16 protein-coding genes are annotated in these 19270 nt (G+C 49.2%); 9 read left to right on the top strand and 7 right to left on the bottom strand.

All coding sequences use genetic code 11. The features are described from left to right. The first annotated feature begins 392 nt into the window (after positions 1-392). Both AC3WTP_RS02595 and AC3WTP_RS02590 read left to right on the top strand, forming a co-directional pair. Positions 393-2231, top strand: a complete 1839-nt coding sequence (locus tag AC3WTP_RS02595) for a right-handed parallel beta-helix repeat-containing protein (RefSeq protein WP_492393029.1) — start codon at positions 393-395, stop codon at positions 2229-2231. A gap of 53 nt (positions 2232-2284) precedes the next feature. Next, on the top strand, positions 2285-3094 hold the full coding sequence (locus AC3WTP_RS02590; RefSeq protein ID WP_492393028.1) for a glycerophosphodiester phosphodiesterase: 810 nt from the start codon (positions 2285-2287) through the stop codon (positions 3092-3094). 50 nt (positions 3095-3144) lie between these two features. Here AC3WTP_RS02590 and AC3WTP_RS02585 read toward each other — a convergent pair whose 3' ends face one another. The 4 genes from AC3WTP_RS02585 to AC3WTP_RS02570 all read right to left on the bottom strand — a co-directional run bounded on the left by AC3WTP_RS02585 (position 3145) and on the right by AC3WTP_RS02570 (position 6920). Next, the gene (locus AC3WTP_RS02585; protein WP_492393027.1) at positions 3145-3672 is read right to left on the bottom strand and encodes an AAA family ATPase; all 528 of its coding nucleotides are present in this window, start codon (positions 3670-3672) and stop codon (positions 3145-3147) included. A 70-nt stretch (positions 3673-3742) separates the two neighbouring features. After that, on the bottom strand, positions 3743-5704 hold the full coding sequence (locus AC3WTP_RS02580) for a GTP-binding protein (protein WP_492393026.1): 1962 nt from the start codon (positions 5702-5704) through the stop codon (positions 3743-3745). Positions 5705-5801: 97 nt separating this feature from the next. Continuing rightward, positions 5802-6068 carry a hypothetical protein gene (locus AC3WTP_RS02575; protein ID WP_492393025.1) on the bottom strand — a complete coding sequence of 89 codons (267 nt, stop codon included), beginning with the start codon at positions 6066-6068 and terminating at the stop codon, positions 5802-5804. A 96-nt stretch (positions 6069-6164) separates the two neighbouring features. After that, positions 6165-6920, bottom strand: coding sequence for an IclR family transcriptional regulator (locus AC3WTP_RS02570; RefSeq protein WP_492393024.1), 756 nt, complete (start codon positions 6918-6920; stop codon positions 6165-6167). A gap of 234 nt (positions 6921-7154) precedes the next feature. On the opposite strand from AC3WTP_RS02570, the gene AC3WTP_RS02565 reads away from it, so the two are divergent. The 5 genes from AC3WTP_RS02565 to AC3WTP_RS02545 are packed head-to-tail and all read left to right on the top strand — an operon-like array spanning position 7155 to position 12270. Next, positions 7155-8291: an extracellular solute-binding protein gene (locus tag AC3WTP_RS02565; protein WP_492393023.1), complete on the top strand. Its 1137-nt coding sequence runs from the start codon at positions 7155-7157 to the stop codon at positions 8289-8291. Positions 8292-8324: 33 nt separating this feature from the next. Then, on the top strand, positions 8325-9434 hold the full coding sequence (locus AC3WTP_RS02560) for an ABC transporter ATP-binding protein (RefSeq protein WP_492393022.1): 1110 nt from the start codon (positions 8325-8327) through the stop codon (positions 9432-9434). 4 nt (positions 9435-9438) lie between these two features. Continuing rightward, positions 9439-10302, top strand: a complete 864-nt coding sequence (locus AC3WTP_RS02555; protein ID WP_492393021.1) for an ABC transporter permease — start codon at positions 9439-9441, stop codon at positions 10300-10302. Further along, positions 10299-11114: an ABC transporter permease gene (locus tag AC3WTP_RS02550; protein WP_492393020.1), complete on the top strand. Its 816-nt coding sequence runs from the start codon at positions 10299-10301 to the stop codon at positions 11112-11114. The genes AC3WTP_RS02555 and AC3WTP_RS02550 overlap by 4 nt, the downstream gene beginning before the upstream one ends. Positions 11115-11130: 16 nt before the next feature. Then, positions 11131-12270, top strand: a complete 1140-nt coding sequence (locus tag AC3WTP_RS02545) for a M20 family metallopeptidase (protein ID WP_492393019.1) — start codon at positions 11131-11133, stop codon at positions 12268-12270. 179 nt (positions 12271-12449) lie between these two features. Here the strand turns inward: AC3WTP_RS02545 and AC3WTP_RS02540 are convergent, their stop codons facing one another. Further along, positions 12450-13361, bottom strand: a complete 912-nt coding sequence (locus AC3WTP_RS02540) for an ArsR/SmtB family transcription factor (RefSeq protein ID WP_492393018.1) — start codon at positions 13359-13361, stop codon at positions 12450-12452. A gap of 211 nt (positions 13362-13572) precedes the next feature. Between AC3WTP_RS02540 and AC3WTP_RS02535 the strand changes: the two genes are divergently transcribed. Then, positions 13573-15315 (top strand): glycoside hydrolase family 2 protein, encoded by a 1743-nt coding sequence (locus AC3WTP_RS02535; RefSeq protein WP_492393322.1) that lies wholly within the window; start codon positions 13573-13575, stop codon positions 15313-15315. An 87-nt stretch (positions 15316-15402) separates the two neighbouring features. On the opposite strand, the gene mutT is transcribed toward AC3WTP_RS02535, so the two are convergent. Then, on the bottom strand, positions 15403-16407 hold the full coding sequence (gene mutT, locus AC3WTP_RS02530; protein ID WP_492393017.1) for an 8-oxo-dGTP diphosphatase MutT: 1005 nt from the start codon (positions 16405-16407) through the stop codon (positions 15403-15405). 259 nt (positions 16408-16666) lie between these two features. Between mutT and AC3WTP_RS02525 the strand changes: the two genes are divergently transcribed. Further along, positions 16667-18157, top strand: coding sequence for a stalk domain-containing protein (locus AC3WTP_RS02525; RefSeq protein WP_492393016.1), 1491 nt, complete (start codon positions 16667-16669; stop codon positions 18155-18157). 84 nt (positions 18158-18241) lie between these two features. On the opposite strand, the gene AC3WTP_RS02520 is transcribed toward AC3WTP_RS02525, so the two are convergent. Further along, positions 18242-19267 carry a Gfo/Idh/MocA family protein gene (locus AC3WTP_RS02520; protein WP_492393015.1) on the bottom strand — a complete coding sequence of 342 codons (1026 nt, stop codon included), beginning with the start codon at positions 19265-19267 and terminating at the stop codon, positions 18242-18244. Positions 19268-19270: the final 3 nt, after the last annotated feature.

Raw genomic sequence — 19270 nt, 5'->3', positions numbered from 1 at the left:
CACTCTCTCCTTTCACGTTCCTTATTGGCAACAGGGGCATTTACATAATCTTCACAAAAAGAAAGCGCTTGCGATAACATGTGCGGCAAATACATGCGATGGACACCATCACATGTGCAATTATTTATTCGTGAACTGCTTGCTGTATCTGGACAAACGGCTTGTGTTAAATGAGTTCATTCATGTTCATTTGCGCTCATTTATCCTCATTTATGTTTAGCGTAGTCGACTGAAAAGCACACTGTCAATAAGTAAATCTCAATTTTGGAAAACATTATTTTTAAGTTAATATCTTGACAAATATGGAATCGAGCCATACATTTAATTGCAAAAACGAGCAAATCTGAGTGGGATATGAACCGTAATAAACAAGGTCAGGGAGGCATGTGCAAATGAGTCAACTGTTCGAACCTTCTCATCAAGATCCCGCATTCGAACGCAAGATCAGCCGAAGAAAACTGCTCACCGGCATGGGGATGGCAGGAACCGCCGCATGGTTAAGCGCGTATACCGGCATTGGCAGCGCACAAGGCAAGAATGTGACAGAAGCGGTCTATGGTGAAATGGAAGATCACTCGCTAAAGCCGCCGCAGCTTATGAACATGTCGTACTGCATTCCAATAACATTAGCTGCACTGCGATCACTGGACCAAGTGAATCCCACCTTTACTTATTACATCACAGATCCCGGTCATGAAGGCATGTTTCGCATCGATCCCTTCGATACGTCCGTAGACAACGTCGGCACCGTCCTCGTTCATCAATCTGGTGTTCGCTTGAGGCGGGTCGTAGACCATTTCACGGTTAACGTCTCCTGGTACGGAGCGAAAGGAGACAACTTGACCGATGATACCGAAGCCATTCAAGCTGCGCTGAATGAAGCGAATCGCTGGCCGTGTCTCCGAGTCATCATTCCGAACGGCACTTATCGGCTGTCGCGAGAGCTCTACCTATTCAAGAATACACACCTGCTAATGGATGAAGGCACTGTCCTGCTTCGTTGTCACGACGGCAACGTCATACGGAACTACCGCACCACAGACGTATTCTACGGATACGAAGGCAACGGCAACATTACGATCGAGGGCGGCGTCTTAGACTGCAACGCTGTCCAATATAGGAGAGTGTGCAACGGTATCGCTCTCGCACACGCCGAGAACATCACCTTGCGAAAGCTCACGATTAAGGATACCCAGAGCGGTCACGGCGCGGAGCTGACGGGCGTTCGGCACGTCTTGTTTGACCGCTGCCGGTTCGTTGGGTTCATGTTCACCACTCAGAATTACGCTGAAGCCATTCAGCTGGAGCCTGCGATCAAGGCGGGATTCGTCGGGCAGGCGGCTGACCACACTCCCACCCATCATGTTACAGTACAGCAGTGCTACTTCGGGCCGAGCGGGACGCCGGGAACTGTTCCGTGGCCTTGCGGAGTTGGTGCGCACGGTGCTTATCCAGGCGCATATTTTGACCATATCATCGTTCGTGATAATGTGATGGAGAATTCCACCTACTGGGCGATCCGCCCCTTTAAGTGGAGAAACTCTGTTATCGCGGGCAATCACATGATACGGGTGAACGGCGGCATATTCATCTCTACTCCTTCAGCCACCTCTGCATCCTCCAAGGACGATTACGGCGTATTCCATCCAGTTCAGCCTGCCAGCACCATTATTGTCGAGCATAACATCTTCGATACAGGTACTAACAATGGGATCTATGTGGAGGGCTTTCCTGAAGACAGCGGGGAGAAGGTTGTGATCGCGAATAACATCTTCAAGAATTCCAGCGGACAGTCCATCAGCCTGCGAAGCAATCGTACCATCGTTACCGGCAACATATTGGAAGGGGCCAGCAAGAACGGCATATCGCTCACCGACTGCACTCAGGTTATCATCACGGACAATCTGATCCGCGATATTTCGCTCAACGGCATCCAGATCAACAACTCCAAGGAAGTAATCGCTGATGGCAATTCCATCACGAATGCCGGGCAAGCAGCCGACAATTCCTACGATGGGATCTATGTATCGGGTACAAGCTCGAACATCCGCGTGATCGGGAATGTCATACGGACAGAAGCCGACAGAAAAAAATTGCGTTATGCACTGCATGCGGCCAGCACAGTCTCTGGACTGACTAGGCTGCAGAACGATCTGAGATGCGGTGCTATTAGCGGCAACCTGCATGACCTATCTGCTAATCCGAATACGTCATATGCGGATATGACCTAATACATTCAGCTATGGTGATTGAACCAATCTTGAGAATCTAAGGGGGAACCTACATGAGCATCTACTGGCAAGCCCATCGGGGCGGCGGCGCATATGAACGTCCGGATAATACGATGTCAGCTAATCGCTATGCATGGGAGCTTGGAGGAATTCCGGAAGCGGATATTCGAACTACGCGTGATGGAGTGATCGTCTGCTTGCATGATGAGACACCCGCTCGAACGACGACGGCTCCTGACGAGGTCAAGAATCGGCCGATATCCGAATTTACATTTGCCGAGACAAGGCTGTGGGATGCTGGGGTTAAATTCAACGAGGCGTTTCAAAGGGAGTGCATTCCCTCATTGGAAGAGGCTTTTCAGGAAATGAAAGGCCGCCCGGAGCGTATGATGTATCTCGATCTGAAGGAAGTCAATTTGACCGACCTTGGCCGACTCATCGATCAGTATGAAGTGAATCGGCAAGTCATCTTCACCCATAACATTCAGGACAATTGCCGCCAGATGAAAGAGATCGCGAGTGAGGTGCGAAGCATGCTGTGGATCGGCGGAAACGCAGCGCAGCGAATGGAGAGGTTCCATGCAGCCGCCTCTACCGGCTTTGCAGGACTGGATCAGGTACAGCTTCATCTGAAGATAGCAGATAGGAATGCGCATTGGAGCTTTGATCTGGAACCTGCGTTTCTGACCGAGGCGCTAGCCCTTACCGAACGGAGCGGAATAGACCTGGAGCTGTTCCCATTCTCATTCGACATCGCCTCTCTGCATCAGCTGCTGGATCTCGGCATTCGCTGGTATGCGACCGATGAACCTGCTCTGTTCCTCGAAGGCTTGAACAGCTGGAAGCAATTGAAGCAAGGATGACTTAATCTTTAGGGCTCGTGCGGGCAGCACGAGCCCTGCTTATATTCAACTCATACGCTATCCCTCTGTATCGTAAACCGAGGATTCAGCATAATTTCTCTAACGATTGCTTCAGTTTGACTGTTAGAAGTATCGAGCAGATACTTCTGATTCGCTGCTCGCTCTTCCAATTCTCGAAGCAAGGTTAGTGAACGATCAAGCGTATCGGGATCCCCCCGTCTGTTGAGCCGCTCCTCTAGAATAGGTTCATCGGCTCTCAGTACAACATACTTGATGTCCAGCTTCAAGTCGGCAAGCTGGTCGCAGAACCATTCCAATTCCGTTTCAACGACAAAGTCGATTACGACTTGAAGATGGTGCTGAACAAAGTTTCTCGTAGTTGCCAGGATGTTATCCCATGCGATGCTCAACCGTGCTTCCCACGGCGGTTCTTGTCCTTCTACATACATATCCAGAAAAACGTCGCCATGGATAAGCACAGCTTGCTTCAGCTGCCGAGACAACTGTACTGATGCTGTTGATTTTCCGACTCCACACGGCCCTGATAGGATATAAATCTGTGTTGTCTGATGGTTCATTGTGCACTCACTCTATTCTTAGATATATTAGCTCGGCATGAGCATTGCAGCATTGCAGTATCGTGAAATTCTACACGTGCATATGCTCGTCCGCCTCATCCCATGGCACGGCATAACCAGAGCCCTTCGCGCAGAAGATCGACGTTGATGTATATTCCGGATCCGCTTGCTTGTTATAGCCTTTGCGGTCGATCACATCGTCTTCGTTATGGCAGCGATCATAGCCTCCGTAGGCAAGAGTCATGACACCTCTCCCCTGTGTATAAGCAGCCAGCTCTGCGCTGTAATTCATAAACGTCGCTACCGGAACTCTCCCAGTCAGCACAGCCTGATTCCCCGACGTTTCCGGCGGGTTGAAGCTGCCGCTCGCCTGCGATAGATCGGACATGAGTCGCCCGAGATGATCAAGATGAAGCTTGATCTTAAAATCATAGAAAGGCTCCAGCACAATGTTGCGAGCTTTCTCCAGCCCTTGCCGCAGCGCGCGGAACGTCGCTTCCCGAAAGTCCCCGCCGTGCGTGTGCTTGTTATGCGCTCTCCCCTTTAGCAGCGTCACCTTCACATCCGTGAGCGGCGAGCCTGTTAATAGACCGTGATGATCGCGTTCACCGATATGCTGTGCGACGAGATTCTGATAATTTGTCAGCAGCACATCGGGGTGGCAGCCATTGCAGAAAATGATGCCGCTGTTGCGTTCCGCAGGCTCCAGCTTTAGATGCACCTCCGCATAATGCTTGAGCGGCTCGAAGTGTCCGCTGCCGATCACGGCTGTTTCTATCGTTTCTTTGTATAGAATCTCCGGCTGCGCAAAGGACACGCGATAGCCAAATCGTTCATATACAATCCTCTGCAGAACCTCCAGCTGGATAACGCCCATCACCTGAATCTGAATCTCCTGATTGGCTTCATCCCACGCGACACGGAGAGACGGATCCTCAGCGTCCAGAAGACGGAAGCACTTCAGCATATCCTTCGGGTGAATCGTCTGCTCATATTGAACCTTAGAGCTCAGTGTCGGCACCAGCTCATAGCTCGCTTTTACACGCAAAGTCCCAACACCTTCACCTGTAGCCGCAGCAGATAAACCTGTTACGACGAACAGATCGCCTGCCTCGACTCGGTCCACATTCATCAACTTGCTGCCGTTCACGACCCGAATGCTTGTCACCTTCTCGGCCATGGGCTCTGTTTCGTCACCATAGTTCAACTCTTCCCGAACACGCAGCGTTCCTGCCAAAGCTTTAATATACGTTAATCGCGCTCCTTGCTCATCATGACGGATCTTATAGACACGTCCGGCAAATGGCTTGTCTACCTCAGCTTCATATGAAGTTATCATTAGTCGATTCAATTGAGCAAGAAAATGAGCGACCCCGATATTCTGCAGCGCGGATCCGCTGAAGCAAGGAAATAGACGTCTCTCTCGGATCATCTCCGTTACCTTCTGAAGCCACATTTCCGCATGGTACCCTTCTTCCATATATCGCTCCAGCAGCAGTTCATCCCGCTCTGCTACGCTTTCGATGAGCGATTCATCCATGATTCCCTGTTCCAGGTCGGTGGACTCCGCGATCATGCAGACATCCACGGTCAATTCTGCCCGTATCTCAGCTAACACGCGGTCAACATCAGCCCCCACGCGGTCTACCTTATTAATAAAAAAGATCGTCGGCACATGATGCTTCCGCAGCAGCTGCCACACCGTTTCGGTATGTCCTTCGATACCTTCAACCGCGCTGATGACCACAATCGCATAATCCATGACCTGCATGGCCCGCTCCATTTCAGGCGAGAAGTCGACGTGCCCAGGTGTATCGATCAAGTAGTACGTCGATCCATTGAACTTCATCACCGCTTGATCCGCGAATACGGTAATCCCTCGTTCACGCTCGATATCATGGCTGTCCAGAAACGCATCGCGATGATCGACGCGGCCACGCTTCTGAATGCTGTTCGTATAGTAAAGTAGCTGCTCGGCAAGTGTTGTCTTGCCCGCATCTACGTGTGCAAACATTCCAATCGTTATGTTCATGCCATCCCTCGCTTACGCTTGATTCGACTATATTCTAGCATAGAACACAACAGACCGTCCTTAATACCATAAGGACGGCCTGCCAGCTTATATTGCATTAGAGCTTACCACTCTTTATTTTCCTTGAGGATACGACGATACGAATAATTAATACCGTTATAAAAACAGCATTCAAGATGTTGATAGCACCATTAATATAACTTCCATAGTTGAGAGGCAGCGAGATCATAACGGCCAGCACCATCAAGGTTATATTTTCCCGAATATAGCCGCATGTCTTCTGAATGAATAAGCGGTAGAACAGCATTCCATATATGAGTATCAATGCGACTACAAAAACAGCATCCGTCAGTATACTTAACATCACGCACTCTCTTTCAACAATAGGATGCTTTAAGTATACCCCTGCCCGTATGCGAATTCAATATTCATCTGCTCAAACCAAACCTACACTTACCGCTTATTGCCGGTAGCCTACCAGTCGTGATATTTCAGCAGCGGCGGTCAATATAGTCTGAATCCATTCCTCACGGTGCGGATCTACCCGATCGCTTGGCCCAACCAAGCTCACGGAAGCATTCACCTGTCCGTCTGCGTCATGGATCGGGGCGGCAATCCCAGTTACCCCGACATTGCGCATATTCGAGCTGATCTCATACCCCTGCTTCTCGATGCGGCTGATCCGTTCACGCAGCTCATCTACACTCTTCATCGAATGCTCCGTGAAGGCCGCGATCGGCTCCGCGTACAAACGCTTCTTCACCTCTTCAGGACTGTACGCCAGAATAACACGCGATGCGCTGGTAGCATAAAGAGGGAAGCGGCGATAGGCATCAATAATAAACCGAATCGGTAAAGGAGAATCAATCTTATCCATATAGATCGCGTCATGTCCTTCACGAATGCACAAGCAGACCGATTCTTTCGTTTCCGTCGCAATACGCTCCAGATAAGGACGAGCAATGCTGACCCAATCATTATTCCTCTTCACTCGATTGCCAAGCTCTAAACATGCATAACCAAGCGAATACTGACGGGTATGCACATTCTGCTTAATGAATCCTTCGCTTTCCAATGTAGCTAGCATCTTATGGACGGCGCCTTTCGACCATTGCAGCTCCTTGCTTATGTCAGTTACTCCCCATTCTCTTTGGTCACGCAGAAACAATTTCAGCAATCTGCAGCTCTTTTGCACGGATGTCAACAAATGATCCATGTACAGCCTCCTACTAGCATTCGTGATCTATATGTAAGCCCACCAAGATGGTAAATTCCATTTCCGAACAAGAACGATGCCATTTTATACAAAATTCCAACGAAAAAATGTGACAAATTTCATTGCTAACACGATTGAATATACCATGTCGCTGTGTTAAAATCAAAAACAAAATTCACTATTATTAAACACCGTTCTCTAATAGTGAACAATTTAATAAGGGGAGATTATTTGATGAAGACACGTCGCTTTGCATCTATCATTCTCGCTTTAACGCTTATGACCTCACTGTTTACCGCATGCGGAGGAACGAAATCCTCTACTGACACCTCAGACTCTCCTGCATCGAAACCTGCTGCCACCAACGAAACCAAGACTGACAATACCGCTGCAATCAAAGGCGATCTCGTCTTTGCCGGCAACGGCGCTACGGTCGAAGCACTGTTCAAGGATGAGATCTTCAAGAAATTCAATGAGAAGTATCCCGATGTCAAGCTGACATATGTCGCGGGCGTAGCGACGGACATCGTAGCTAAGGTCAAAGCTCAGCAAGGCTCTGCTCAGATCGATATCGCCTTTATCGAAGGAAGCGAGCAGGAAGCAGGACGTGTTGAAGGCTTGTGGGAAGCGCTGAACCCTACCGAGATTCCTAACATGTCCAAAATAAGCGACCAGTTCAAGGTGACAGAGAACAGCGGCGTGACGATCAACTATACACCTATGGGCATTTCCTACAACTCTAAGCTGGTAAAGGAGAAGAATCTCCCGATTCCGCAATCCTGGAACGACCTGGCCCTCCCTGAAATGAAAGGCAACATTACACTCACCGAAATGTCGAGCAACTTCGGTCGCTCTGCCACGATCATGATGTCGTACGCTAACGGCGGCTCCGAAGCAGATATGACCACTGGTTTTGAAAAGTTGAAAACGATTGCAACTTATATGCCTACCTTCGCGAAGACTGCTGCTCAGATTCAGCAGAACCTGCAAAACAACACGGCAGCCTACACAGCATGGACCATGGCGCGCAGCATCGTGCAGAAGGATTCCGGTGTTGAGCTGGAATTCGTCATTCCGAAGGAAGGCGCTAACGTGGTGCCAACCGTAGCATCTATCGTGAAAGGCTCGAAAAATCCTGAAGCCGCGAAGGCATTTATAGATTTCCTGCTTACTGAAGAAGTGCAATCCTTATTCGCGACGAAGCTGTACTACAACCCGGTTATTGATGTGACATTGCCGGACGATATCGGCAAGCTGCTCAACTTTGACAAGAACAAGATCGTGAACTTCAGCTACTCCACGATCAGCGAAAATAAAAAGGCATGGCTGGAAACATTCAATAAAGAAATCGCGCCGCTCGTAGGCAAATAAGCTTATCGGATCATAAGGATCGGAGGAACACATATGACGAAGAGTTATGACGTTGAATTGCATCAAATCCGAAAGCGCTTCGGCAGCACGACAGTGGTGGACAATTTCAATTTACAAGTGGAGCGCGGTGAATGCGTTACCTTTCTAGGTCCGTCCGGCTGCGGCAAGACGACCACCTTGAATATGTTAGCGGGATTTTTGGAGCCTGATGAAGGTACGCTGATCATCAAGGGCAAACCGATGAACGGCGTGCCTGCCAATAAACGTGATCTCGGCATGGTGTTCCAGACTTATTCCTTATTCCCTCATATGACGGTAGCTGAAAATGTGGCTTATGGGTTAAAGCTGCGCAAAGTGTCAAAGTCGGAGATCGAGACGAGAGTGCGGAAGGTGTTGGATGTGGTCAAGCTTCCGCACTTGACCGACCGCTATCCGAAGCAGCTGTCCGGAGGGCAGCGGCAGCGCATCGCGATTGCGCGCGCGCTTGTCACGGAGCCCTCGCTCTTGCTGCTCGATGAGCCGCTCAGCAATCTAGACGCCAAGCTTCGCGAGGAGCTGCGCGAGGAGATCAAGCGTCTGCAGCAGGAGATCGGCGTGACCACGATATTTGTAACCCATGATCAAGAAGAGGCGATGTATATGTCCGACCGCATCGTCGTTCTCGATCATGGCAAGGTGGAACAGATCGGCACACCTGAAGACATCTATCAGAAGCCGGCAACAGCGTTCGTGCATGAATTTGTAGGCAAGTCGAATGGATTCCAAGCTGTCATAACCGGCGGGGATGAGCATCATTGGCGGCTAAAGACAACGGAAGGAATGACCTTCACCGCCAAGCGCAGTGACCGACTCTTTAACTCGGGAGACGAGGTCAATGTATATGTTCGGCCTGAGTACATTAGCTTAGAGAAAGTCGGAAACATGCAGGAAACTGCGAAAGAAGCGGGTATCAATTCGATCTCAGGCACTGTCAAATTGCTATCCTTCCTTGGTTCATTCATCGAGGTCATTGTAGATGCCGGGGGCCACATCATCACCGTGCGCACCCATTATTCGCCTAACGTCAGCTTCTCTGAAGGCGAGCCGGTCAAGTTAAGCTGGAATGCGCATCAAGTCAATGTATTTCCGCGGAAGGAGGCATAATCCGATGCCCCAATTGAAGCGATCCAAGGGCTTGATCGCAATGCTTCTGCTCGTCCCGGGACTCATCATCATCTTAGGTGTGTTCGTGCTTCCGATGATCTACATGCTGATGATCAGCTTGCGCGAAGATATGGGCAGAGGTGCTTGGACGTTGGCATCATATGCCCATCTGTTCCAGGATTCCTATTACCTAGAGATTCTATGGCGCACCGTAAAGCTCAGTCTGTATACCGTTGTGGTATGCCTGCTGTTGGGTTATCCGGTCGCTATGTACATGGCGCAGGCTGCACCGAAGATGCGCGGTCTTATCACGTTCCTGATCATCTCCCCTCATCTCATCAGCGTAGTCATCCGAAACTTCGGATGGGTTGTCATTCTAGGAGATGACGGCTTCATTAACAACACCTTGATGTCGCTCGGGATCATCTCAGAACCGCTGCGTTTGCTTTACAACGAGCTTGGAGTTGTTATCGGTTTGTCCGATTCATTGATCGTATACATGGTGCTCGCGATCTCAACGAGCCTTTACGCCATTGACTCTTCTCTCTACAAAGCTGCTGGGATTCTGGGCGCATCGCGATCTAAACAATTTTTCAGCATTACATTGCCGCTCAGCATGCCTGGGGTATTCGCCGGAACAACGCTTGTGTTCAGTCTGGCCATGAGCTCATTCGTGACTCCCGCTCTCATGGGAGGAACATCGGTCAAAGTGCTTCCTGTGCTGGCGTATGAGCAAATGATGGCCTCGTTGGATTGGTCTCTCGGCGCTGCCATTGCATTTCTATTGTTAGGCTCGACGATTCTCTTAGTCACGATATTCACGAAGCTGGTAGAAACGAAGCGGTATAAGGAGGTATTTGCATCATGATGCTTGAGAAGAAACGTCGGCCTACCGCACTCGGAATCATCACCTTTTTCGTTGTGCTGATGGTCATTTCGCCCCTCCTTATCATTATACCGACCTCTTTCACATCAACTGGCGCGCTGCGATTTCCACCGGAAGGGTTCTCGCTGCAATGGTATGTGAAGATATTCGACCGCCCGGAATTTATCGATTCATTCTGGTTCAGCTTGCAGTTGGCTTTCGTTACAGCGCTAATTGCAACGATTATCGGTACGCTTGCGGCGCTTGCGCTTCATAAGTATAAACCGCGCGGAGCTGGAATCATCAACTCGCTGTTGATGTCTCCGCTAACCGTGCCATCCCTTATCATCGGGATCGCGGCTCTGCTGTTCTTTACTCGAATTGGGTTAGCGGGTACCTTCATCGGCTTGCTGCTGTCTCATATTCTCATATCCGTCCCTTATGTGGTGCGGTTGGTGTATACGGGATTGAGCACCTTCGATTACACGCTTGAGCGCGCAGCCTCCATCTTGGGGGCCAATCCGCTCCGAACGTTTTGGGATATCACATTCCCCATCATTCGGCCAGCGGTGTTCTCGGGGATGGTATTTGCATTCTTAACCTCATTTGACAACGTGACGGTGTCGCTGTTCATGGTGTCTCCATCGACAACCACATTGCCGATGGCCATCTTCAGCTATATGCAAGAATCGCTGACTCCGCTTGTCGCTTCGATATCGTCGATCGTGATCTTGCTGAGTTTAGTGTTCATATTCATCTTAGAGCGAGTATACGGCTTGGATCGCTTGTTCGGCTCCAATTCACACGCTCATTAAGGCAGGTAGAACGGCTATGGAAATCGTAACGAGGCTGGAGCAGCTGTTGCCCGACATGCTCCGGCTCTTAGAGCAAAGCGTGAATATGGATTCGCCATCACAGGATAAACGCTTAACCGATAAGATGATCGACTGGTACGAAGCGACCTGCCGAGCGTGGTTGGATGCCGAAGTGATCCGCATCCCGAATGAGCAATATGCGGATCGCTTAGAGGTATTTGCAGGCAGCAGCAGTTCGCGCCGTATCCTGCTAGTTGCGCATGCCGACACCGTATGGCCCGCCGGCGAGGCGGAGCGCAGACCGTTTCGGATCGATGGCAATTATGCTTACGGCCCTGGCGTTGTCGATATGAAGGCGGGCATTATTCAAGCGATATTTGCGCTGAAGGTGCTCCAGGAGATGAACCGTCTGCCTGCGGATACAGCCTTCGTGCTGCTCATCAACAGCGATGAAGAGATCGGCAGCCAGACTTCCCGCTCCTGGATCGAACAGCATGCCAGAGCGAGCTCAGCCGCGCTCATCCTAGAGCCGCCGCTCGAGCCAGACGGCGCATTGAAGACGGCCCGCAAAGGCAATGGCCGCTATCACCTGGTGATAGAAGGACGCTCGGCTCATGCAGGAGTTGACCCTGCATCAGGCATATCCGCGATTGAAGAGATGGCGCGGCAGATTCTGTACCTTCACGAATTGTCCGATCCTAAGCGCGGAGTTCATGTGAATGTCGGGGTGATGAACGGAGGAATCGGTTCTAACGTGGTCGCTGCCAATGCAGAAGCATTGATCGACATTCGCGTGCAGACAATGGAAGATTTCGAGATGATGGCGCAGAAGATGAAAGAGCTGGCGCCGTTTCACTCCGAGATCCGCCTAAGCGTGAATGGGCACATGAATCGCCCGCCTATGGAGCGGACCGAAGCGATAGAACGGTTATTCCACATCGCTGAGAAAACAGCACTGGAGAAGCTCGGCCTTACGCTTCACGAATCAAGCACTGGTGGAGTCAGTGACGGCAATTTCATCGCGGCGTGCGGCACTCCCACTTTAGACGGACTCGGCGCTCGCGGGGACGGCGCCCATGCTCTGCATGAATACGTAAGAATCGATGAGATGCCGAAGCGAGCAGCGCTCTTAGCCGGTATCATGGAGAGATTATAAAGTCCTTTTGAGATGAAAAATAGCTAACCCAAGCAGACTTACTGCATCAGGGTTAGCTATTTTTCATTCGCTGTTTTCGTAAAGCTTGTTGTTTTAATACGTTCCTGTTCCTCGCTCTTATCAAAGTATTGATAATTTGGAACCATCTAATCCATGTTTTTAATCGACTATGAAAATTATTAACGTGTTGAATAGTACATGTTAACTTCTATTTCTTGATCGTAATTGCCAAATCCTTTGCCAAATAACGCCACTCCCCCGCAATGCTCTGCTGTTGTCAGCGATGCTATGCGCAAGGTCAACTCTTTATTAAGCTCGATGTTCAACATTCGTGTCGTCACATCGGAAACCTGCACACCATCTATATAGGTGCCCTCTTCTGTAACGATCAGCGTCTTGAGCTGACCATGCTGAGTACCTTGATTCCACCAATCAGGCGTATATATACCTGGCTTGCTTCCAAAATCACCTGGAGCTGTCCACATGGCAGCTTCGACTCCATTGATGAAGAAACTGATATCCGAAGGCCATTGTTCATTGTAGCCTGGTGCCTCTGAGCAGATCTCGAGTGATATTTCCAGTCGCTTGAGCTCTTGGTTTCGCAGTAGGAAGTTAGGAATACCATACTCAACCCATCCGCTGCCGAACCATAGATGCTTCGCCTGCACATGTTCGGGATCTGAAAAATAACGCGGATCATCGACCATGCCGATCATCTTCGACTCAGATGCAAGACCGCATGTCGGATTCACTTCAAAGACGCTATATTGTCCGACTGGTATTGAGAAGGTATAGCTCTTCTTAGGCTGCGGCTTACTTGATCTAAATTGCAGGTTAATTGCATCAAGTTGAAGTGAGCACAGCTTCTGCCTGCCTCTCTTGCCCCCAGTGCTCTCGCAGGCTACAATCCCTGCACGCTCCAGCTTCTGGATATGCTTCGTAGTGATTGCGGAGGAAACGTCCAGTACCTCGGCCAGTTCGCTTATATTCATCGGTCTATCATTCAACAGTTCTATGATTCGAATTCGGGTTCCCGATGATAAACACTCTAAAAATGAAAGATTATCGCTGTTTACTTCGATGGTTTGCATGGTACTGCTCCCTTTCCTCTTCACAATTAAGCCTATTATATAACTTTAAAGTTAACGAAAACAAGCAGTTCTCAATTTAACAATAAACCCTTATATTATGCGAATGATTTATATTGACAGATACTATAAACAAAACTAGTATGGCATTGTATAGTTCTTTTTCACTAATATATTAACTTTTAAGTTATGTAAATGGAGGGTTCTTATGCTTATGACCAACATCCCACGCCCAGAACATCCGCGACCTCAATTTATTCGTGATCAGTGGATGAATTTAAACGGTGAATGGCAGTTTGAGATCGATCAAGGATGCAGCGGAAAAGCACGCGGTTATCAGTATGATAAAGTGAAGTTAAACCAGTCGATCACCGTGCCTTTCTGTCCTGAAAGCAGATTATCCGGCATCGGCCATACCGACTTCATGAATGCTGTCTGGTATAAGCGAAGCTTTACCATGCCTGAAGATTGGTCTGGCAATAGAACTTTACTTCATTTTGGTGCTGTTGACTACAAGACAGAAGTCTGGGTGAACGAGCAGTTTGTAGGGTCGCACCGTGGAGGCTACTCTTCATTCTCGTTCGATATCACTAACACCTTGAAGCAAGGTGACAATACGATTGCGGTTTATGCTGAGGATGACAATAGATCAGGTTTGCAGCCGAGGGGCAAACAGTCCGCCGCTTATCAATCGCAAGGCTGTGAATATACTCGAACAACCGGCATATGGCAGACGGTATGGCTTGAATCCGTGCCTCAGACTTATATCTCGTCCTTCCGTATGACGCCAGATCCCGAAAATGCTTGCATTCATGTGGAAGCGAAGCTCAAAGGCGCAGTGAACGGTCTTCATCTTTCATGCGATGCTTCCTTCGAGGACAAGCCAGCTGGCTCGGCAGCTATAAAGCTTAGCAGCTCATTGGCTAAGCTTACGCTTCCTTTATCTGATGTTCATCTGTGGCAGCCAGGCTCGCCTAAGCTTTACGATTTGAAATTAAAAATAGTAAGCGACGATTCAACAATCGATTCAGCTAACTCCTATTTTGGCTTGCGTTCTATCCATCTCGACGGAATGGCGTTCCGAATCAACGGAAAATCGGTATTTCAACGCCTTGTACTTGATCAAGGCTTTTATCCAGACGGTATCTATACCGCTCCATCGGATGATGATTTGAAGCGCGATATTGAAATATCGTTAGATCTTGGCTTCAACGGAGCAAGACTTCACGAGAAGATGTTCGAGCCGCGCTTCCTATATTGGGCGGATAAGCTAGGATACCTAGTATGGGGGGAGCACGCCAACTGGGGACTGAATATCTCTACTTCAGAAGGGCTTATGCAGTTTTTACCGGAGTGGATCGAAGGCGTTGAACGCGACTTCAACCATCCAAGCTTGGTCGGCTGGTGCCCATTTAATGAGACATGGGATGATGGCAACGGCGCACGCCAGAACAACGAAGTGCTGCGAATCGTATATGAAACAACCAAAGCGATCGACCCGACTCGCCCTGTCATTGATACAAGCGGCAATTTCCACGTTGTGACCGATATCTACGATATCCATGACTACGATCAGAATACGGAATCTTTCCGCGCTCGATATGCGCCTATGGCTGAAGGCGGCGAAGTGTTCAATACATTCCCAGAACGTCAGAAGTACGAGGGCCAGCCTTATTTCGTCAGTGAGTACGGCGGTATCTGGTGGAACCCGAACCAGCAAAACGATAAAGACTGGGGGTACGGAGAGCGGCCGAAGAGCGAAGAGGAATTCCTCGCGCGCTACGAAGGTCTTACCTCGACCTTGCTCAACAACCCATATATGTTCGGCTTCTGCTACACGCAGCTGTATGATGTGGAACAGGAAGTCAATGGCCTGTACACCTATGATAGAAGATCCAAATTCGATCAACAGGTCATTCACGCTATTAATACTAAAAAAGCGGCAATCGAGGATTAAGTGAACTGCACCTCGTCAAGTGAATAGTACAATTAAATTAAGCGGCCTTCGTCCTGAATTTCAAAGGACAGAGGCCGCTTAGCTTCGTTAGAGTCGATCATTTCTCAACATCATCGATTGAAAATGCGGCGCTCCTTCACCCATACTCCGAGTGTGAAAGTCCAGCACCGTAAAATGCTCTCTCACGATGCTCAGTATATCTTCATCCGGATACATCGCGAAGTAACGCTTCGGTTCATAAGAATCCTGTTCCCAGATCCCATCTGTTGAGTCCCCGCCATACAATCCTAAGTAGAACTGACCCTCCGGTTTAAGCACACGCTTAATTTCTAGCAGCACCTGAATAAGACGCGCCTTAGGAACATGAAGCAAGCAGTTCAGCGCATAGATGCCATCGAATGTATGATCAGGAAACTTCAATTGGTAGAAATCCATCACTTTCGCAGGCACACCCTTCTGTTGACAGAGAGCAACCATTTCATCAGACAGATCAATAGCCATTACATCCAATCCCTGCTGTTGAAAAAATAAACTGTCTCTGCCCGGCCCTGCTCCAATCTCCAGCAGCTTGTTGATCCCTTCACGCTTCCATGTCGACAAGACGACATCACGTTCTTCCTGTTTCCACGCCACATGCTTCGTTGCTTCTCTTGCTTGAGCAAAAGTGTTATAGGCCTGCTTTAATGTAGATTTGACCATGCTGTCAGTACCCTCATGAACCAGCATTTCTACAAACTTCACATCTGCCGGTGCAAATGTATACTCCAGAAGCTCGTTGAGCCGCACCCATCGGTATTCATCATGATCGATCAACTTGATTGAACCTCTCACGAATCGGGCTTTATAGGCAATAAGCTGAATGAGCACGTCTCCATATTGATGCTTATTCTCTCCATAACGCTCATACGGCTCGATCTCAATATGCATCTCCTCCGCCAACTCTCGCTTCAAGCACACTTCAGTGGATTCCCCCAGCTCCAGCTTACCTCCTGGAAACTCCCACATGCCGGCTTGCGACTTACCTGCGCGACGTCGAGCGATGAGGATCTGACCTTTTTCATTTTCAATGATTGCTGCCGCTACTTGGATCAAGTTCATTCACTCCTATATGTTCAGCCAACAAGCTTCATGCTAATGAGCCTATAGCTGCGAATTGTTGTTGGAATACACTTATATTACTGTAAAATGCAGCTCCACTACCATCATTTGCTCTATAAGTTTCAGTATTTGTCCTCAAACCAAACGACAGTTTTGAATCGTTCCATAATATTGATTGGAACTTTTTGCTATACCCTGCGTCTAACTAGTATGTACTTACTTACACAAATCTTACGAAAGGGATGAATAATCCATGAGATTTCCATTCTCATTCTACAAAACACAAACTTCAACCATCCAACATTCCGCTATATCAGCTCGCTTTAAGCCGCTGATCATCGCCATGATCCTCGTGCTTGTCGGGACAGCGATCCCTATATCCGCTTCTGCGTCGGAAAAGGGAATCCCTGATGACTTGCAATTCACACAAGTCGAATCAGGCTACTATTACTCGATCGCGCTCCGCAAGGACGGCTCGGTATGGACCTGGGGACGCAATCTATTAGGCGAGATCGGGATACAAGAAACAGTTACCTTCTCGGAAACTGACGGGCCTGTTCGTCTGAGCTCGCTGTCGGGTATCGAGTATATTACAAGCGGGAATGGACACAATCTCGCGGTTAAGTCGGATGGGACAGTATGGACATGGGGCAGCGCACCGCGTACAGATGATAATAAGATCCATTCTGTATTGCCTCAGCAGGTAGCTGGAATTACGAATGCAGCCACTGTAGCAGCAGGCTGGGACTTCGGTGTAGCGCTTCGTCAAGACGGGAGCGTATGGTCGTGGCAGCGTGAGTCGAACAAGAATGATACGAACAGCGTTCGGAAACCTGCTGCTGTTAGCGGCATTGCAAATGCGGTGCAGATTCATGTATTCAACAACAAAGTCTATGCCGTGAAACGAGACGGCACCGTATGGAGCTGGAATGAACCATCACCCGCGAATAACTCCAATATCAAGACTCCTACTAAGCCTGTACAGGTAAAAGGATTATCTAATATCCAATCCGTCACTTCTAATGAAGATGCCTTGTATGCGCTGGATAAGAAGGGCAAGGTCTGGACTTTGGACGCCAAGGGTAAGCCAATTGCCGTCCAACCTAAATTGACGGTTAAAGAAGTACGAGCAGCTGAACGGTACACGCTGTTTCTAACGACAGCAGGCGATGTATACAGCTATGGAAAAACGGTGACAGGCAAGCAAGGCAAGGTTAACGGCTTACCTAAGATCCAATCGATTAGCGCAGGTGCCTACCACAATCAAGCGATCTCGGAACGCGGCGAAGTATGGGGTTGGGGCGGCAACCATTTTAATTCAGTTGGCGCAGCGACAGATTCACCCGATCACATGGTCTATCTCCCGGTAAAGGCCAATATGGCAGTAGACATCATAATTGATGGACAACTGATCAACTCGGCATTTGCTCCGACAGTAACTGCAAGTACAGTCCAAATTCCGGTAACTACGATTACCCGGGCAATAGGAGCACCATTTGCGATCAATCAAGATCCATCAGGCACACTTACCTATTCGATTGATTATGAAGGCCGATCCGTCAAGTTCCGCGGCGGGGAAAGTAATATGTTGGTGAATGACCAATCCATCGTGCTCCCCGAACCTGTATCTTCTTTAACAGGTGCTTTAGCTGCCCCTTATCAGCTCTTCGAGAAGGGACTCGGCCTTTCCGTCACATGGGATTCACAGCTGCAGCAGGTGCGAATAGATACAAAGGTGCATTAAATAGAACAGCGGATGGCCTCTTCTGGCCATCCGTTGTTTTGTGTCCAACATCAGTTAGACTCCGTCCACTTGCCCATGTACGGTTTAAATAAGCTCAATTTCTTTATGTACTCGAGCAGATTCATATATGGCATGAATAATATCGACTGCTTTGCGGCCTTCTTCACCATTCACGAACGGCTCGCGATCCTCTATGATTGCTAAGGCCATATCTTCAACGTATTTATAATGACCTAATGCAGGAACACGAGATTCTGCCTGCAATTCGTTGTTTAATGCATCAATATCGATTTCTTCGCCAATAACCTTCCATTCTACTATTCCGCTGTCATTAAAAATAATCGTGCCCTTCTCACCGTGCAGCTCGAATCGAGTGCTCTGCTCGGGATATACCGTAGTTGCGGCTTCTATGACTCCGAAAGCGCCATTCTTATATTGGACAAGCGCAACTGCCGTGTCCTCGACTTCAATATGGCGCACAAGCGCAGAAGCGCGGGCGAATACCTTGCTCACGCCGCCTGCCAGCCAGTTGATCATATCGACACCGTGCACGCCCTGATTCATCAAGGCTCCACCGCCGTCCACAGCCCATGTGCCACGCCAGCCCGCGCTGTCGTAATACTCCTGACTGCGATAATATTTCAAGTACGCATCGCACAGGACAAGCTTGCCGAGAACACCGCTGTCGATCGCCTGCTTCACTGTGACCGCCGTGTTCATCATGCGCCGCTGGAATACGGTGCCCAACTTCACTCCTGCCGTACGGCACGCAGCGATCATCGCCGACATTCTCTCCGCGTTAATGTCGAGCGGCTTCTCGCACAATACGTGCACGCCGGCTTCCGCTGCCGCGATCGTCGCATCTGCATGCAAACCGCTTGGCAAGCAGATCGATACGGCATCAACTTCGCCTGATAACAGCATTTCCTTATAGTCGCTGTAGTGATGCGAGATGTTGTGCTTACTCGCAAATTGTGCCGCGCGATCTGCATCGATGTCAGACACGGCTGTCAGCTCCGTATACGGGCATTCGGTTATAGCCTCCGCATGTGACGCTGAGATGACCCCGCAGCCGATGATGCCGAATCTAATTACACGTTCATTTTTCATATG

It is taken from the genome of Paenibacillus sp. EB106-04-04-XG159, assembly GCF_058791835.1.
This window is presented reverse-complemented; position numbering and strand designations above follow the sequence as displayed.

Bases quoted from the DNA above. Each gene is read 5' to 3' on its own strand.
- AC3WTP_RS02565 (WP_492393023.1), top strand. From the start codon at position 7,155: ATGAAGACACGTCGCTTTGCATCTATCATTCTCGCTTTAACGCTTATG.
- AC3WTP_RS02550 (WP_492393020.1), top strand. From the start codon at position 10,299: ATGATGCTTGAGAAGAAACGTCGGCCTACCGCACTCGGAATCATCACC.
- AC3WTP_RS02525 (WP_492393016.1), top strand. From the start codon at position 16,667: ATGAGATTTCCATTCTCATTCTACAAAACACAAACTTCAACCATCCAA.
- AC3WTP_RS02575 (WP_492393025.1), bottom strand. From the start codon at position 6,068: ATGTTAAGTATACTGACGGATGCTGTTTTTGTAGTCGCATTGATACTC.
- AC3WTP_RS02595 (WP_492393029.1), top strand. From the start codon at position 393: ATGAGTCAACTGTTCGAACCTTCTCATCAAGATCCCGCATTCGAACGC.
- AC3WTP_RS02545 (WP_492393019.1), top strand. From the start codon at position 11,131: ATGGAAATCGTAACGAGGCTGGAGCAGCTGTTGCCCGACATGCTCCGG.
- AC3WTP_RS02585 (WP_492393027.1), bottom strand. From the start codon at position 3,672: ATGAACCATCAGACAACACAGATTTATATCCTATCAGGGCCGTGTGGA.
- AC3WTP_RS02555 (WP_492393021.1), top strand. From the start codon at position 9,439: ATGCCCCAATTGAAGCGATCCAAGGGCTTGATCGCAATGCTTCTGCTC.
- AC3WTP_RS02580 (WP_492393026.1), bottom strand. From the start codon at position 5,704: ATGAACATAACGATTGGAATGTTTGCACACGTAGATGCGGGCAAGACA.
- AC3WTP_RS02540 (WP_492393018.1), bottom strand. From the start codon at position 13,361: ATGCAAACCATCGAAGTAAACAGCGATAATCTTTCATTTTTAGAGTGT.
- AC3WTP_RS02560 (WP_492393022.1), top strand. From the start codon at position 8,325: ATGACGAAGAGTTATGACGTTGAATTGCATCAAATCCGAAAGCGCTTC.
- AC3WTP_RS02570 (WP_492393024.1), bottom strand. From the start codon at position 6,920: ATGGATCATTTGTTGACATCCGTGCAAAAGAGCTGCAGATTGCTGAAA.
- AC3WTP_RS02535 (WP_492393322.1), top strand. From the start codon at position 13,573: ATGACCAACATCCCACGCCCAGAACATCCGCGACCTCAATTTATTCGT.
- AC3WTP_RS02590 (WP_492393028.1), top strand. From the start codon at position 2,285: ATGAGCATCTACTGGCAAGCCCATCGGGGCGGCGGCGCATATGAACGT.
- AC3WTP_RS02520 (WP_492393015.1), bottom strand. From the start codon at position 19,267: ATGAAAAATGAACGTGTAATTAGATTCGGCATCATCGGCTGCGGGGTC.